Annotated in this window: 13 protein-coding genes; 5 read left to right on the top strand and 8 right to left on the bottom strand. The window is 61.4% G+C overall.

The annotated features are described in order from the left end of the window. Nucleotides 1–90: 90 nt before the first annotated feature. A complete protein-coding gene (locus tag V5738_RS14110) occupies nt 91–1440 on the bottom strand; it encodes a DEAD/DEAH box helicase (RefSeq protein ID WP_423821452.1) in 1350 nt (449 codons plus the stop codon). Between the two features lie 233 nt (nt 1441–1673). Between V5738_RS14110 and moaB the strand changes: the two genes are divergently transcribed. After that, nucleotides 1674–2186, top strand: a complete 513-nt coding sequence (moaB, locus tag V5738_RS14105) for a molybdenum cofactor biosynthesis protein B (RefSeq protein ID WP_423821451.1) — start codon at nt 1674–1676, stop codon at nt 2184–2186. A 254-nt stretch (nt 2187–2440) separates the two neighbouring features. Next, a complete protein-coding gene (locus V5738_RS14100) occupies nt 2441–3913 on the top strand; it encodes an OprO/OprP family phosphate-selective porin (protein ID WP_423821450.1) in 1473 nt (490 codons plus the stop codon). Between the two features lie 105 nt (nt 3914–4018). On the opposite strand, the gene ppa is transcribed toward V5738_RS14100, so the two are convergent. Both ppa and V5738_RS14090 read right to left on the bottom strand, forming a co-directional pair. After that, nucleotides 4019–4552 carry an inorganic diphosphatase gene (gene ppa / locus V5738_RS14095; protein ID WP_423821449.1) on the bottom strand — a complete coding sequence of 178 codons (534 nt, stop codon included), beginning with the start codon at nt 4550–4552 and terminating at the stop codon, nt 4019–4021. Nucleotides 4553–4958: 406 nt separating this feature from the next. Beyond that, the gene (locus V5738_RS14090; protein WP_423821448.1) at nt 4959–6221 is read right to left on the bottom strand and encodes a 6-phosphofructokinase; all 1263 of its coding nucleotides are present in this window, start codon (nt 6219–6221) and stop codon (nt 4959–4961) included. Nucleotides 6222–6502: 281 nt separating this feature from the next. Between V5738_RS14090 and V5738_RS14085 the strand changes: the two genes are divergently transcribed. Further along, the gene (locus tag V5738_RS14085) at nt 6503–7060 is read left to right on the top strand and encodes an adenylate kinase (RefSeq protein ID WP_423821447.1); all 558 of its coding nucleotides are present in this window, start codon (nt 6503–6505) and stop codon (nt 7058–7060) included. A 37-nt stretch (nt 7061–7097) separates the two neighbouring features. Here the strand turns inward: V5738_RS14085 and rnd are convergent, their stop codons facing one another. After that, nucleotides 7098–8267, bottom strand: coding sequence for a ribonuclease D (gene rnd / locus V5738_RS14080; RefSeq protein ID WP_423821446.1), 1170 nt, complete (start codon nt 8265–8267; stop codon nt 7098–7100). Between the two features lie 15 nt (nt 8268–8282). Between rnd and V5738_RS14075 the strand changes: the two genes are divergently transcribed. Both V5738_RS14075 and mpl read left to right on the top strand, forming a co-directional pair. After that, on the top strand, nt 8283–8813 hold the full coding sequence (locus V5738_RS14075) for a hypothetical protein (RefSeq protein WP_423821445.1): 531 nt from the start codon (nt 8283–8285) through the stop codon (nt 8811–8813). 88 nt (nt 8814–8901) lie between these two features. Beyond that, nucleotides 8902–10257 carry a UDP-N-acetylmuramate:L-alanyl-gamma-D-glutamyl-meso-diaminopimelate ligase gene (mpl, locus tag V5738_RS14070; RefSeq protein ID WP_423821444.1) on the top strand — a complete coding sequence of 452 codons (1356 nt, stop codon included), beginning with the start codon at nt 8902–8904 and terminating at the stop codon, nt 10255–10257. Between the two features lie 297 nt (nt 10258–10554). On the opposite strand, the gene V5738_RS14065 is transcribed toward mpl, so the two are convergent. The 4 genes from V5738_RS14065 to V5738_RS14050 form a co-directional block, all read right to left on the bottom strand. After that, complete coding sequence (locus tag V5738_RS14065; protein ID WP_423821443.1) at nt 10555–10971, bottom strand: hypothetical protein; 417 nt, start codon at nt 10969–10971, stop codon at nt 10555–10557. Nucleotides 10972–11305: 334 nt separating this feature from the next. Next, a complete protein-coding gene (locus tag V5738_RS14060; protein WP_423821442.1) occupies nt 11306–12670 on the bottom strand; it encodes a sigma 54-interacting transcriptional regulator in 1365 nt (454 codons plus the stop codon). Further along, nucleotides 12667–13212, bottom strand: coding sequence for a hypothetical protein (locus V5738_RS14055; protein ID WP_423821441.1), 546 nt, complete (start codon nt 13210–13212; stop codon nt 12667–12669). The genes V5738_RS14060 and V5738_RS14055 overlap by 4 nt, the downstream gene beginning before the upstream one ends. Beyond that, a complete protein-coding gene (locus tag V5738_RS14050) occupies nt 13199–14653 on the bottom strand; it encodes an ATP-binding protein (protein ID WP_423821440.1) in 1455 nt (484 codons plus the stop codon). Before V5738_RS14050 ends, V5738_RS14055 begins: the two co-directional genes overlap by 14 nt. Between the last annotated feature and the right edge of the window lie 100 nt (nt 14654–14753).

The raw sequence follows: 14753 nt of genomic DNA, 5'->3' as shown, positions 1-14753 counted from the left end.
GCATAAAAAAGCGCGCCAAGGGGCTAGCCCCTGACGCGCTATCCGGCGGGCGCGAGCGAAAAACCGGGCTTGCTGAGCCCGGTTGGTCGATCAGCTGGAGTTGCTACCGCTGCCCTGACGCTGACCACCGCGGCCGCCGCGCTTGCCGCGCCGGGAGTTGCGGCGTGGCTTGTGGGCACCGTTGTTACCGTCGTCTTGGCGGGCCCGCTCGTGATGCGGCTTGTTCTTCTGGCGCGGCTGGTCCTTGCCGCCTTCACCACGCGGGCGCGCGGGCTTGGCCGGGCGACTATCGTCGTTGTCGTCCGGGCTCTGAGGCGCCCTGAGATCGATACCCTGCGGCTGGAAGCGTTCGATCTGACGACCGATCAGTTTCTCGATGTCCTTGAGGTTCTTGCGTTCGTCGGGGCCAACCAGAGACAAGGCCTCGCCTTCGGCTCCGGCGCGGCCGGTACGGCCGATCCGGTGGACATAGTCTTCGGCCACGTTCGGCAGCTCGTAATTGACGACATGGGGCAGCGCATCGATATCGATACCGCGGGCCGCGATGTCGGTCGCCACCAGAACGCGGATATCGCCGCTCTTGAACCCCTCAAGCGCTTTGGTTCGAGCATTCTGCGACTTGTTGCCGTGCAGGGCGGCAGCCGTCAGACCATCGGTATCGAGCTGCTTCACCAGGCGATTGGCGCCGTGCTTGGTACGCGTGAATACCAGCACCTGGGACCAGTCGTCGCTGCGGATCATATGGCTGAGTACCGCGCGCTTGCGTGGTTTCTCGACCATGACCACTTTCTGATTGATGCGTTCGGCGGTCGAGTTGCGCGGCGCGACATCGATCTCGATCGGCTGCTTAAGCAGCGAGCTCGCCAGTTTGCGAATGTCTTTCGAGAACGTGGCCGAAAACAGCAGAGTTTGGCGTTTTCCGGGCACGTATTTCAGGACGCGCTTGATGTCGTGGATGAAACCCATGTCGAGCATGCGGTCGGCTTCATCGAGCACCAGCGTGTCCAGGTTGGACAGATCGATATGGCCGTTATTGAGATGATCGAGCAGCCGGCCGGGCGTGGCGACCACGATATCCACGCCTTTTTTGAAGGCGCTGATTTGCGGCTGGTAGCCCACGCCGCCGAATACGACGGTCTTTTTGAGATTGGTCTTGGCGCCGTAAGTGCCGACCGATTCGGCCACCTGGGCGGCCAGCTCGCGGGTGGGTGCTAGGACCAGTACCCGCGGTTTCTTTTCATGACCCTTACCAAGCCGTTCCAGCAGTGGCAGCACGAAAGCGGCGGTCTTGCCGGTACCGGTCTGGGCCGCGCCGAGTACGTCGGCGCCGTCGATGATGGCCGGAATGGCCTGGGATTGGATCGCGGTGGGCTGGGTATAGCCCGCATCGGCAACGGCCGCCAGCAAATGCGGCGACAGGCCGAGGGAATCGAATGACATGCAGTGTCCTGGGTGGTGTGAATCGCAGACCGACCCGGATTGCGTACAATGCCTACGTCGATCTTCGGCGGTCGGGACGGAATGCCCGACAGGCCGTGTTAGCCGGCGCCCACCGTGCCGCGGCAGGCTCTAACCGGGGGCGCAGTATAACCGGCTTCGTTGGCTGCGTCATGGCGTCTGATCGCCTCGGCCTATGGCATCTTGTCGGTATTGCTGTTTTATCGAGAGAGTCCATGTCCGAATTCGTACCTTTGCGTATCGCCGTGCTTACCGTCTCCGATAGCCGAACCGAGGCCACTGATAAATCTGGTCGGCTGCTGGGCGAGCGCATTCACGCCGCCGGTCACGTACTGTACGAAAAACGTATCTGCGCCGACGATGTCTACGAGCTGCGGGCGATTGTATCGCGCTGGATCGCCGATGCTGCGCCAGACGCGGTGATCACGACGGGGGGCACCGGCTTGACCGGGCGCGATATCACGCCGCAGGCGCTCCAGGTACTGTTCGATCGACACATCGACGGCTTCGGCGAGATGTTTCGGATGCTGTCCTATGCCGATATCGGCACGTCGACGCTGCAGTCGCGAGCCGTGGCCGGTGTCGCCAAGGCCACGTTCATCTTCTGTCTGCCGGGTTCGACTGGCGCCTGTGCCGATGGCTGGGATCGGCTGATCGCCGAGCAACTCGATGGCCGTACCCGGCCCTGTAATCTGCCTGAGCTGCTGCCTCGACTAATGGAGCGTTGACTTGTCGTTGTAGACCGATGTATACAACGGCTGGGTGAGGATGGATTATTCCGTACTGCTCACGTATTTAGCTCGTAAAACTAAAGAGGTTTGAATCGTCCAAAAGGCGGATAGGTACGGCTTATGCGCGGTACTAGTATCGAGTGGACGATAATAAAGACCAGGCAGGGAGTACAATGTATTTAGGCAGAGCATGGCGTGCCAGCGTCATGACGGCCGTGGTGGCCAGTGCGTCAGTGTACGTGCCGGCAGCTATGGCGCAGTCAACGCCCAGCAACGCAGATCTGGCGAATCTCGTCCAGCAGCAGGCCCAGCAGATCCAGCGTTTGAAAAACCGGATCGATGCGCTGGAAAGCCAAAACAACCAACCCGGTCAGCAGCCGCGTACCGGGTCGAACGCCACTACGGCTTCGAGTCGCGCACCGCGGCAAACCCAACCTTCGGTCCCATCGGGGCGGGCGGCCGAAAAAGCCACTTATGCCAACCGTCAGGGCCAAGGCAACGGCCCGCTTGAAAAACGCGTATCCAAACTCGAAGACGACCACGTCAAGATCGACTGGTCGGATGGAGCGCCGGAGTTTTCGAGCGCGGATGGCGCCTATACCTTCGGCATCGGCGGTCGTGTCCAATACGATTTTTCGTCGACGTTCGATTCGCGCTACGACGGCGAAGGCCGCTACGCCGACGCCAATTCGCGCAATATCACCGGCTCCGAGTTCCGGCGCCTGCGTCTGGACGCCCATGGCCAGCTCGACAACTGGATTCTCTACAAGCTGGAGTTGGATTTCGCGAACGATTCGGTCGGGTTGCGTGATGCCTATCTATCGGCGGCGAAAGATTTCCAGCTCGGCAAAGGGGTTGTCTATCTGGGGAGCAAGTTCGCCGACCGCGGCCTGGATGGGCGCACCTCGTCGAAATGGACCTGGTTCACCGAGCGCAATACCGTGGCCAACGGCATTCAGCCGGATTCGGGGGCCTACATGACCGGTATCACCGGCGAGTTCTACGGCAAGAATGACTGGCATGCCTCGCTCAGCGTGAACAAGGGCTCGAATACTGGAGATAACTCCGACAGCAATAACTTCACCGTGCTGTCGCGTGCCCACTGGAACCCGGTCGCCACCGACAACATGATTCTGCATGTCGGTGCGAACGGCTTCTACGAGAACTTCGAGGGCGACAACACCACGGATTATCGTCCGGCCGTGACTATCGGCGGCCATTACAACGACAACCTGCGTATTCGTAGTGCCGCTATCGATCCGAGCACCAGCACGGCCTTCGGCTTCGAGCTGGCCGGTCTAGCCGGGCCCTTCGCGGCCGGTGCGGAATGGGGGCATCGCAGCCTATTCGGTCGCAACGACACCGACAACATGGACTACGATGCCTATTCGGCCCAAGTCGGTTATGCGCTGACTGGCGAGCAGTTCGGTTACTCGACCAAACAGGGGGTCTGGACCCGGCCCAAGATCGCCGATCCGGTCACCCAGGGCGGCATCGGCGACTGGGAGCTGGTGGCCCGTTACGAGGCCATCGACTTCGAAAACAGCAATGCGTTCGAAGGCGGCACCGGTCACGGCACATCGGTGGGTCTGAACTGGTACTTGAACAAATACACCCGTATGTTGTTCGATTACACCAACTGGCAGACCAACAATCGCAGCACGCCGTATGCGATGCCGGACGATGGCAACAGCATCAACGCGCGGGCCCAGGTCGTGTTCTAGCGCGCGACCTTCGGGTGTAAAAAAGCCCCCGCCGAGGCCACTCGGCGGGGGCTTTTTAGTGGCCGGTACGACAATAGCCGGCCACGGCGAAGCAGGAAAAATCCTTTAGCCCTTGTTGTAGGCCTCGATCGATTTTTCGATTTCCGCCTTAGCCTTGTCGGCGCCTTCCCAGTCGGTAATCTTCGACCACTTGCCGTCTTCGTGGTCTTTGTAGTGCTCGAAGAAATGGGAGATTTTGTTGCGCAGCCGCTCGTCGATGTCGTCCAGATCGCGCACGCTCTTGTAGTAGTCGGTGCTGATCTTGTCGGTCGGTACCGCCAGAATCTTGGCGTCCAGGCCGGATTCGTCTTCGGTGCCCAACACCGCCACCGGGCGGCACTTGATCACCGCACCGGGTACGATCGGCTCCGGCGTCAGCACCAGCACGTCGACCGGGTCGCCGTCGTCGTACAGGGTCTTCGGCACGAAGCCGTAGTTGGCCGGATAGTGCATCGCTACGTTCATGAAGCGATCGACCATCAAGCAGTCGGTGTCTTTATCGACTTCGTACTTGACCGAGGACGAGCCCTCGACGATTTCGATGATGACGTTGATTTCTTCGGGCGGGTTCTTGCCCGGCGTCAGTGCTTCGTAGCCCATCTGCGCCTTCCCTGTTGTCAGGTGGATTGATTGATCGGCGCCCAGTGTACCGAACGCCGGCTAGAAACCGGAATGCATTCTATGCCGACAGGGTGCCTGAATCGAGGCTAACCATTCGTCAAGCCAGGGCCAAGGCGCCGATGGGCTGCATCGGCGGGCTATTCAGTCTTAATGTACTGCCGTACACGGCGAACCCGGTACGGCCCACAGCTAGGTTGCCCCTGGAGCCGTCCCGAACACGCTGGGTGCCTTAGCCCAAGGGCCAAAACCCGATGACAATGCAATGCCGGGATCGGCCCGGGCGGTCGCCGTCGACACGCCAAGGCGGGCCGCCAGTGAGCCTGGCAGAGTGCGTGCATGCCGATAGACTCAGAAAATCTAAAACTGCGGCCGGTCGCCAGTCTCTTTAAATATCGAATCCGGTATCGAGCTGTTTGGGGACTGCGACGTTTCTTAGCCGGGCATAGGCCGGCAGGCCGTCCACATACGGCGGATAGCTCTCACCGGCGATCAGTGGCTTGAGATAGCGCCGAGCCTTGTCGGTGATATGGAAGCCGTCCTCGCTGATGAAATCGCGGGGCATGAATTTCTCGACGTTGGCGACTTCGGTCAGCGGGGCTTCGCCGGTCGACCACTGGTAGGGATCGTCGGATTCGCGCTCGATGGTGACCATCACCCCGGATTTGCCAGCCACCGCATATTCCACGGCAGCGCGGCCCACGGCATAGGCTTGTTCGACGTCGGTGGCCGAGGCGATATGCCGGGCGGCGCGCATCAGGTAGTCGGCGATGGCGTAATGATATTTATAGCCGAGCTGTGATTTGATCAGCTCCGCGATCTTGGGCGCCACGCCGCCGAGCTGGATATGGCCGAAGGCATCCGCCTCGCGGCCATCGCCGCGCATGAATGCCTCGCCGATTTCGACGCCTTCCGAGGCCACGATCGTACAAAAGCCGTGGCGTTTGACGGTGTCGTCGACCTTGGCCAGGAAGCGGTCGTGATCGAAAGCGAGCTCGGGGAACAACAGGATATGCGGTGCATCGCCTTCTGCTTCGGCGGCCAGCCCGCCCGCGGCCGCGGTCCAGCCGGCATGCCGTCCCATAACTTCGAGGATGAAAACCTTGGTCGAGGTCTTGCACATGCTGTGCAGGTCGTAGCCGGCCTCACGGATCGAGACCGCTGTGTACTTGGCCACGCTGCCAAAGCCCGGCGAGCAGTCGGTATGCGGCAGATCGTTATCCATGGTCTTGGGGATATGGATCGCCTGGATCGGATAGCCGAGCTGGTCGGACAAATGGCTGATCTTTTCGCAGGTATCGGCTGAATCGCCGCCACCGTTGTAGAAGAAATAACCGATATTATGGGCCTTGAAAACTTCGATCAGGCGCTCGTATTCCGCGCGATTGTCTTCCAGCCCCTTGAGCTTGTAGCGCGCCGAGCCGAAAGCGCCGGCCGGCGTGTATTTGAGCGCGGCGATCGTCTCGGCATCTTCGGCCGAGGTATCGATCAAGTCTTCGGTGAGCGCGCCGACGATGCCGTCGCGACCGGCATAGACCTTGCCGATCGCATGATCGTGTTCACGTGCAGCTTCGATCAAGCCGGCGGCCGAGGCATTGATCACTGCCGTAACCCCGCCGCTCTGGGCATAAAAAGCGTTCTTGATAGTCATTATTCGCCGTGTTCGTCCTAGGCTGTTGAGATGGCTTGAGCGTGATTCAGCCGCGGTCGCGGGTTTGGGCTGTTGCGACGAATCGACTGTAGGGGCGGCACGGCATGGGAATGCGAGCGTGCCGGTCGATTGGTGGCCAAGCATACGTGAGGCGCGCGTATGCCGACAATTGACTTGCTCTAGGCCAGCCAGTAACGTCGAGCGTCGGCCAGCGCGTGGTCCAGCCACGGTGTGCGCAGGCTTTCTACCTCGAATTAATCAGGTCTTTTGGCGGAGATAACATGCTGAAAATCGTGCTGCTGGGCGCGCCCGGCTCGGGAAAGGGTACGCAGAGCGCCAAGCTCGTCGAAGAATACGGCGTGCCGCAGATTTCCACGGGTGACCTGCTCCGCCATGCCGTATCCGAACAGACCGAGCTCGGTCTCGAGGCGAAAAAAGCGATGGATGCCGGCGAGCTGGTCTCCGACCACATCGTGGTCGGCATGATCCGCGAACGCCTCAACGAGCCGGATACCGCAAACGGTTTTATCCTCGATGGTTTTCCGCGCAGCCTGGCCCAGGCCGAAGCGCTGGACGAGATGCTGGCCGAGCTGGGCCGGCCGCTACAGTGCGTGGTGCATCTGCGAGTCGACAACGAGGAAATCGTGCAGCGCCTGCTGTCGCGTGGACGCGAGGACGACAACGAGCAGACCATTCGCAATCGCCAGTCGGTCTATCAGGAACAGACCGAGCCGCTGGTGGCTTATTACGAAAAGCAGGGCCTGCTCAAGCCGGTGGCTGGCGTGGGCACGGTCGATGACATCTTTTCGCGAATCAAGACAGCTCTCAACGAGGCCTGAGCCAGATCGCGCGCCGTGACCTGCGGGCCGCGGCGCGTCAATTTCGGCCGGCGGCATCAGCCTGGGCTGTCTCGACTGCATCGACTACGGCCTGGCCGGCAACCGATGCCCGCCAGCCCTGTAGCAGTCGGCCGTCGCGCTCGCCAGCAACGATCGCTGCGACATCCTGGCGACTGGCAATCGCCGAGGCCGGGATGTCGACGCGTTCGGCGGCATGGCCCAGAGCGTTCATCCCGGTCTTGATCTGGCGCTTGGTCGGGCCGTCGGGCGGGCCGGCGTTTGGATTCAACGGCTTGGCCGGCCGGGCCAGTCCGCGCTCGATACAGGCCAGTAGCGCCGCGCCGTGGCGTTCGAGTGTCTTGCTGGGCAGGTCCGGGGTATCGGCGAGTTCGATATCGCTGCGCGGCTGATTCTCGGCAAGCGCCACGATCGTATTGTCGGCCAGCACCCAGCGCCGAGGCCGATCGCTTTCGATCGCCCGTTGCTCGCGCCAGTCGGCCAGTTCGGCAATGATTTGTTGGGCCTGCGGGGCCAGGCGATGGGTCGCCTTGACGCGTCGCCAGGCGCGGCGCGTATCGACATGAAAGCGCGAGGGCGAGACCAGGCGTTCGAAATCGTCCGCGAGCCAATCGAGGCGCTCGGCTTCGGCAAGTCTGCGGGTCAGTACCCGATAGGCAACCGACAGATAACGGGCATCGTCGGCGGCATAGTCCAAAGCGCCGGCCGGAAGCGGGCGTTGGCTCCAGTCGGTGCGAGTATGACTTTTTGAGAGCTTGCGATCGAGCAGGGCTTCGATCAGTCGGGCATAGCCCATTTGGTCGTCGAAGCCCAGCAGCGGTGCTGCGATCTGGGTATCGAACACCGGGGCCGGCATGCGGCCGTAGGTGTGATATAGCACTTCCAGATCCTGCTCTGCGGAATGAAAGACCTTGCATACGTCGGGATCGACGAGAAGCGCTACTAAAGGCGTGGTATCGCTCAGCGCGAGCACGTCGATCAGGCCCACGGTCTCGGTATCGGCGATCTGGACCAGACACAACTTGGGATAGTAGGTCCGCTCGCGCAGGAACTCGGTGTCGATGGCGATCCAGTCGCGTTCGCGCATACGGTCGATGAACTCGGCCAGTCCGGTATCGGTGTCGATCGTGGCGACGTGTTGCGGCGCCTTCGGTATCATGCCTTGGATTTCATTGCGCTCGTGAGTCATAGGATACGTGTCATCATGTTTTTTGCCCGCCGACTAGTCGATCTCATGCTGTTCCGCGGCGGTCCCCAGGATCTACCCGGTGACCAGGCTTCACTGGTGGGCAGTACGGCGGCCTATTGTATCCTGCTGTTCATACAGGTCGCCTTGGTCGGCCCGGTGACCGGGGCCGCGGTCCAATCCGTACTGGCCACCATACTACTTGGGCTGTATGCCGCGACCGTGCTGCGGATGCGTGGGCTATCGAACCGGTTTAATCAGACCGCGACCGCGTTGTTTTCCTCCGGGGCGGTGCTGACGTTGATCATGCTGGCACCGACCCATGCGCTCCGACCTTATCTTGATGCGTTGCGCACTGCGAGCGATCCGGCCAGCGTGCCGATGCCGTCGCCGGTGTTTGCATTGCTGTATCTGGTGGTCGGCATCTGGGGGCTGGCGATTTACAGCCATATATATCGGCATGCGCTCAGTGTCTCGGTCATTTTCGGGGTGACGGTGACGATCGGCTTCGAATTGCTGTTGATGCTGGTGTTTTCGGTACTGGGCTGACGGGGTGTTTTGGGTATTCGCCCGACCGTTCGAATCGATCGATCGCGCATGAGCGACGGCCACCACTGGCAACGCAAAGCAGGCACTGATGCACGTACATATTCTGGGAATCGGCGGCACGTTCATGGCCGGCGTCGCACTTTTGGCCCGGGCCGCAGGGCACCGCGTGACCGGCTCCGATCAAGGGCTGTATCCGCCCATGAGCACGCAGCTCGCCGAGGCTGGTATTACGGTTATGGACGGTTACGACCCGGCGCATCTCGAACCGGCCCCGGATCAGGTGGTCGTGGGCAATGCCATGGCACGCGGCAACCCGGCCGTTGAGCATGTGCTGAATGCCGGTCTGGCCTATACCTCGGGCCCGCAGTGGCTGGCCGAGAACGTACTGGCCGGACGCTGGGTGCTGGCAGTGGCCGGTACCCATGGCAAAACCACCACGGCCAGCATGTTGGCGCATATCCTGCAACAGGCGGGACAGGCGCCGGGCTATCTGATCGGCGGTATTGCTGCAGATCTGGGCCAGTCCGCGGATTTGGGTGAATCCCAGTTGTTCGTCGTCGAGGCCGATGAGTACGACACGGCATTTTTCGATAAGCGATCGAAGTTCGTTCACTACCGACCCCGCACACTGATCCTGAACAACCTCGAATTCGACCACGCTGATATCTTCGACGACCTCGGTGCGATCCAACGCCAGTTTCATCATTTGCTGCGAACGGTGCCGGGGCGGGGCTGCGTCGTGCACAATGCGAATTCTGCAGCACTGGACGCTGTGCTCGACATGGGCTGCTGGACCCCCTGTGAGCCGTTCGACAGCCCGAACGGATGGCAGGCCGAAGCCGTAACGCCGGATCACAGTCACCTGCGTATTCGACGCCACGGTAAGGCAGTCGGCGATCTCGAATGGCAGCTCAAGGGCGCCCACAATGCGGCCAATGCCTGTGCAGCGATCGCGGCCGCATCCCATGCCGGGGTCGAGCCGACACAGGCGCTGAGCGCGCTGGCCGGCTTTCGTGGGGTCAAGCGGCGGCTCGAGCTGCGTGGTCGGCCGCGTAATATCGCGGTCTACGACGACTTTGCTCATCATCCCACCGCGATTCGGACAACCTTGGAAGGCCTGGCCGCCGGCGCCGATGGGGCGCGCGTGCTGGTGGCTTTCGAGCCTCGTTCGAACACCATGCGGGCCGGCGTTCACGAGACCACGCTTGCAGCCAGCTTCGCCGCGGCAGATCGCGTGTTTGCCTACGACGCCGATCTGAGTTGGGATCTGGCATCGGCGATGCGTGCGCTTGGCAGTCGTTTCAGCGGGATGGGCGATATCGATGCGCTCGTCGAGGCCATTGCTGCCGAGGCCGTGCCCGGGGATATCGTGGTGATCATGAGCAACGGCGGTTTCGGCGGCATTCACGACAAGCTTTTGACTCGTCTGAGCGCGTCGGAATAGGGGCCGATACGTTACGCATAAAAAAGGCCGCGTCGTGCGGCCTTGGAACGCTGCCTCGAGGACAGCTGAATCGTTTTTCTTTTTAGTAATCGTCGAATCGGGCCGGGCTACGCCGAGGCACGAGGGGGGGGACCGGGAGAAACGCCGGCCCGACCGACGAAACAGATGCGCATCACGTGAAATCGGTTTAAATCGCTCTGGCCGGGCCGAAAACGCCGAGGCACGAGGGGGGACCGGGAGAACCGGCCCGACCAGGCGATACCGATTCGCGCAACGCGCGAACTCTAGCGACAACTCTTAAGAATCTTCGGCGTTCTGCCGGCGATCTACGCGTTGTCGATACTTTGAAAACTCCTGTTCTGTAACCTGACCGTCGCCGTTGGCGTCCATTTGATCGAAGCGTTGTGCCCAGAGGGTGCTCGCCACTTCATCGCGGGTAAGCACGCCATCACTGTTGGCGTCCATCGACGCCCAGGCCGCAGGGGCATGTGCTGCACCCGCCTTGTTATCGTCGTCCGCGCCTTGAGCGATCATCGGTATGATCGTCGCAACTAGGATTGCCGTAACAAGAACCCCTTTCGTCATCAGTGCAGTCAGCAAACCTAAATCATCAACTTGTAATAGATATAGCAACCGCCGTGCCATGTTTTGAAAAGCTATATATATCAATGGTTTGATGGCGAATTGAAGGGGGCTGGCCGATGCCTCCGACACTAAGGCGGCGTTGGGTGTCGAGAACCGTCGTCAAATAACGACGTAATTGCGATATAAAAAATATAATATTGATTTTGAACGATTTTTGATGTCGCCAAATAGCGACATTCGAGTCTCGATCGAGACAATTGTTGTCGTCGGTAGGCAACAGCATCTATGCCGGCATAAACAGGGCATTGGCCTATCGGTATCGTGCCGACGGTCGTGCGGGCCGGGCGAGATTGTGTATATGTTGCTCGGTGCGGCCCTTGAGCGGCCGGCGTCTGCACCGCGCGTGGCGCCGACGCTGCGTTCGATGGGGAAGCCAGGCGGGGGGGCGACTTACGGGTTGTAGCTAGGGCTTGTAGTCGGCCGGATCGATTTCGTGGCGGTTGAGCAGTTTGTAGAATTCGGTCCGATTGCGCTGGGCCAAGCGTGCCGACCGGGCGACATTGCCTTCGGTGATTCGCAGCAGCTGTACCAGATAGTCACGTACGAACTCGTCGCGTGCTTCGGCCAGCGGACGGATACGGTTGCCCGTGGCTTCAGCGTCCCCGTGCTGGGCCAGAGCCTTGTCTACCGCCGTGCGGCCGATCACCGGGCCGCGGGTTAAGGCGACATTGTGTTCGACCACGTTGGAGAGCTGGCGAATATTGCCCGGCCAGCCATAAGACGTGAGTCGCTCCATGGCGTCTGGCGCATAGACTTTGGCCCGGCGCCCAGAGCGTCGGGCCAGGCGATCGAGAAAATGTCGCACCAGCGGGGCGATGTCCTCGGGGCGTTCCGATAACGAGGGCAGCGCCAGGCTGACCACGGCCAGCCGGTAGTAGAGATCTTCGCGGAACGAGCCTTCGGCGATCGCGGTATCGAGGTTGCGGTGGGTCGCCGAGATCACCCGAACATCGACCGGGACCGAGCGTTGCCCGCCGACCGGTCGGATCTCGCGTTCCTGGAGCACGCGCAGCAGTTTGACCTGCAAAGCGATCGGCATATCGCCGATTTCATCGAGGAAGATGGTGCCGCCTTCGGCCGATCGGAATAGCCCGGGCTGGGCGGTCTTGGCATCGGTGAAGGCGCCTTTTTCGTGGCCGAACAGTTCGGATTCGAGCAGTTGTTCCGGCATGGCGCCGCAGTTGAGCGCCACGAACGAGCGTTGGGCGCGGGGGCTGGCTTCGTGCATGACCTGCGCCATGACTTCCTTGCCGGTGCCCGATTCGCCCGTGATCAAAACGCTCGAATCAGTTTCGGCGACCATCCGGGCATCGGCCATGCGCTCGCGCATCAGCGGCGAGCGGGTCACGATGCGTGCCTGCCAAATGGCCTCCCATTGGTTGGCGGCGACGCCGCCCTGCGCGAGCGCCTGATCGACGCGCGCGAGCAACGCTTCCTTGTCGACCGGTTTGGCCAAAAAATCCAGAGCGCCGGCCTGGGTAGCCGCAACGGCCTCGGGAATCGTGCCATGGGCGGTAATCACGATCACCGGGATGTTCGGATGATTCGCGCCCAGGCGTTCCAGCAGATCCAGGCCATCCATGCCTTCCATACGCAGGTCTGTGATCACGCATTCGGCGGGGAAGGTCTCGAGCGTATTCAGCGCCCGATCTGCGCTTTCGGCCGTTGCCACGGTATGGCCGGCCCGTTCGAGCCGAATGGTCATCAGGCGCCGCAGGCTCGGATCGTCGTCGACCAGAAGCAGGTGGCCTTGTCGCTGTGCAGTCACGGGCTGTTCTCGACGTTGTCCAAGCGATTTTCCAGATTCGATAAAGCCTTGAGCTTGCGCTGCGCTTTTTCCAGACGCTGCTTCAAATCGTTGATGCGTTGCTCGTCGTCGTCGTCCTGCAGCTCGGTCAGTTCGCTGTAGAGTCGGGCGTAGTCGCTCAGGTACTGACGCGCGACAGTGTCCCAGGGGGCGTTTTCGGCATCCAGGGCCAGCTGCGCATAGCGGGCGGCCTCGTCCGGGGTATACAAATGCTGGTGGGGTGTTCCCAGCGCCAGGGCCAAATAAGCGTAGGACGTAGCATCCGGTTTGTCGCGAACCTGGTGCCGCGCGGCGCGTACTGCCTCTTCGCGGCCGGAGGGGGTAGTCTCGGCCAGCCGATGCGCATAGCTTAATAGCGCCAATGCCGGAGACGAGATCTGTTTCGGTGGCCTGGGCTGAATCGGCTGCTGGGCCGGGTCGTGGCTACAGCCACTGAGCGTTAGGCTGCTGAATAACAGGCTCAGCAGACCGATAATGCGGATTGAACGATCAGGCCGGGACATAATGCGAAGGCACATGGACGTGGAAGACACTGGTCCGGGACGGCCAATCGATGATTTCGACCCGCCCGCCGTGGGCGCGTGCGCAATCGCGTACCACTGATAGGCCGATACCGGTCCCGGTGACGCCGCTGGCCTCGGCAGGCCGATTAGCGCCGCGCACAAAAGCTTCGAAGACCCGCTCGCGTTCCTCGGGGGCAACCCCGGGGCCGTCGTCGGCGACATACAAATCGATGCCGCTCGCGCTGTGCTGGGCATCGATTCGAATGGTGCCGCCCGTTGGCGAATACTTGACCGCATTGGCCAACAGATTGTCGACGATCAGCTGCATGCGATCCATATCGGCGGTCATGGGCACCGCTGAACGCGGCAGCGTGACATGCAGATTCCGGGCATCGATCGTCAGTTTTTGGCGCTCGACCATGCGCGCGATCAGTTCGCTCAGGTCGAACTCGGTATAGTCCAGCCGGGTACGCTGCTGCTGCCAAGCCGCGAAATTCAGCAGATTGTCGATCAGGCTGGCCAAGTCGTGGCTGTTGGTCTGCAGGATCGTGGCGACTTCGTGCTGTTCGGCGCTCAACTCACCCACAGAGCCGTCGGCCAGCAATTCGGTGCCTTCGCGGATGCTGGCCAGCGGTGTTTTGAGCTCGTGAGACATGTGCCGGATGAACTGCTGCTTTTCCTGATCGATCGTGGCCAGACGCTGGCGCATCCAGTCCAGACGCTCGCCCAGGCGGTCGAGTTCCGCAGCCGGGGCCACGATCGAAATCGGTCGAGAAAAGTCGGCGGTCCCCAGGTGGCCAACGGCGTCCAAAATCTGGCGCAGAGGGCGGGTGATCACGAACGTCAGAAACAAGCCGACCGCGATCACCGCCGGTATCAGCGCGAAAGCGCAGATTAACAGGAAAAGACGGGCACGGCGCGCGGTGCTCTGGAGCCGGTCGAGTTCCTGGTCGACAAAGGCCGATCCCTGTTCGGCGATAGCGCGGGTGGCGGTATGGATATCGCCGAGTTCGCGGATCACTTGATCGGTCTGCTGTGGACTGTCGCCGATCTTTTGGGTCAGTAGATGGACCTGTTCGCTCAGCGACGACAGGTTCCAGCTCGGTACCGTATCCAGATGCAGCTGGCCCAGCGAATCGAGCTGTTGGTCGAACTCCCGGGCCTGCTCGCGGAACCGGCCGACCATGTCGGCATCGTTGAGAATACGATACTGACGTGCGCTGCGCTCCATGCCGATCAACAGACTGTTGAGCCGTTTGCTGTCGCGGGTCACAGCGACCCCCTGTCGGACCAGTCGTTCGCTCTGTTGATTGAGCGCATTGACATAGACCACGCTGGCCACGATCGCGACCATCAACGGCGTGGCGACCACGGCGAAACTGGCCAGAACCAGCCCGTTGATCGAGCGCGGGCGCAGCAGCACACTGCTTAGGCGGCGCAATGCCGCGGAACGCTTTGTCGATTCCGAACCGGCCATCCGTGCAGGATACCCGTAGTCGTACCACTGCGTATTGCACGGGCGGTCGTTGGACGGCTATTTT

The organism is Salinisphaera sp. SPP-AMP-43 (assembly GCF_049568105.1).
Classification (GTDB): Bacteria; Pseudomonadota; Gammaproteobacteria; order Nevskiales; family Salinisphaeraceae; genus Salinisphaera.
This window is presented reverse-complemented; position numbering and strand designations above follow the sequence as displayed.

Coding starts and splice junctions, on each gene's coding strand:
- V5738_RS14110 (WP_423821452.1), bottom strand. CDS start 1,440: ATGTCATTCGATTCCCTCGGCCTGTCGCCGCATTTGCTGGCGGCCGTT.
- moaB (WP_423821451.1), top strand. CDS start 1,674: ATGTCCGAATTCGTACCTTTGCGTATCGCCGTGCTTACCGTCTCCGAT.
- V5738_RS14100 (WP_423821450.1), top strand. CDS start 2,441: ATGGCGCAGTCAACGCCCAGCAACGCAGATCTGGCGAATCTCGTCCAG.
- ppa (WP_423821449.1), bottom strand. CDS start 4,552: ATGGGCTACGAAGCACTGACGCCGGGCAAGAACCCGCCCGAAGAAATC.
- V5738_RS14090 (WP_423821448.1), bottom strand. CDS start 6,221: ATGACTATCAAGAACGCTTTTTATGCCCAGAGCGGCGGGGTTACGGCA.
- V5738_RS14085 (WP_423821447.1), top strand. CDS start 6,503: ATGCTGAAAATCGTGCTGCTGGGCGCGCCCGGCTCGGGAAAGGGTACG.
- rnd (WP_423821446.1), bottom strand. CDS start 8,267: ATGACTCACGAGCGCAATGAAATCCAAGGCATGATACCGAAGGCGCCG.
- V5738_RS14075 (WP_423821445.1), top strand. CDS start 8,283: ATGTTTTTTGCCCGCCGACTAGTCGATCTCATGCTGTTCCGCGGCGGT.
- mpl (WP_423821444.1), top strand. CDS start 8,902: ATGCACGTACATATTCTGGGAATCGGCGGCACGTTCATGGCCGGCGTC.
- V5738_RS14055 (WP_423821441.1), bottom strand. CDS start 13,212: ATGTCCCGGCCTGATCGTTCAATCCGCATTATCGGTCTGCTGAGCCTG.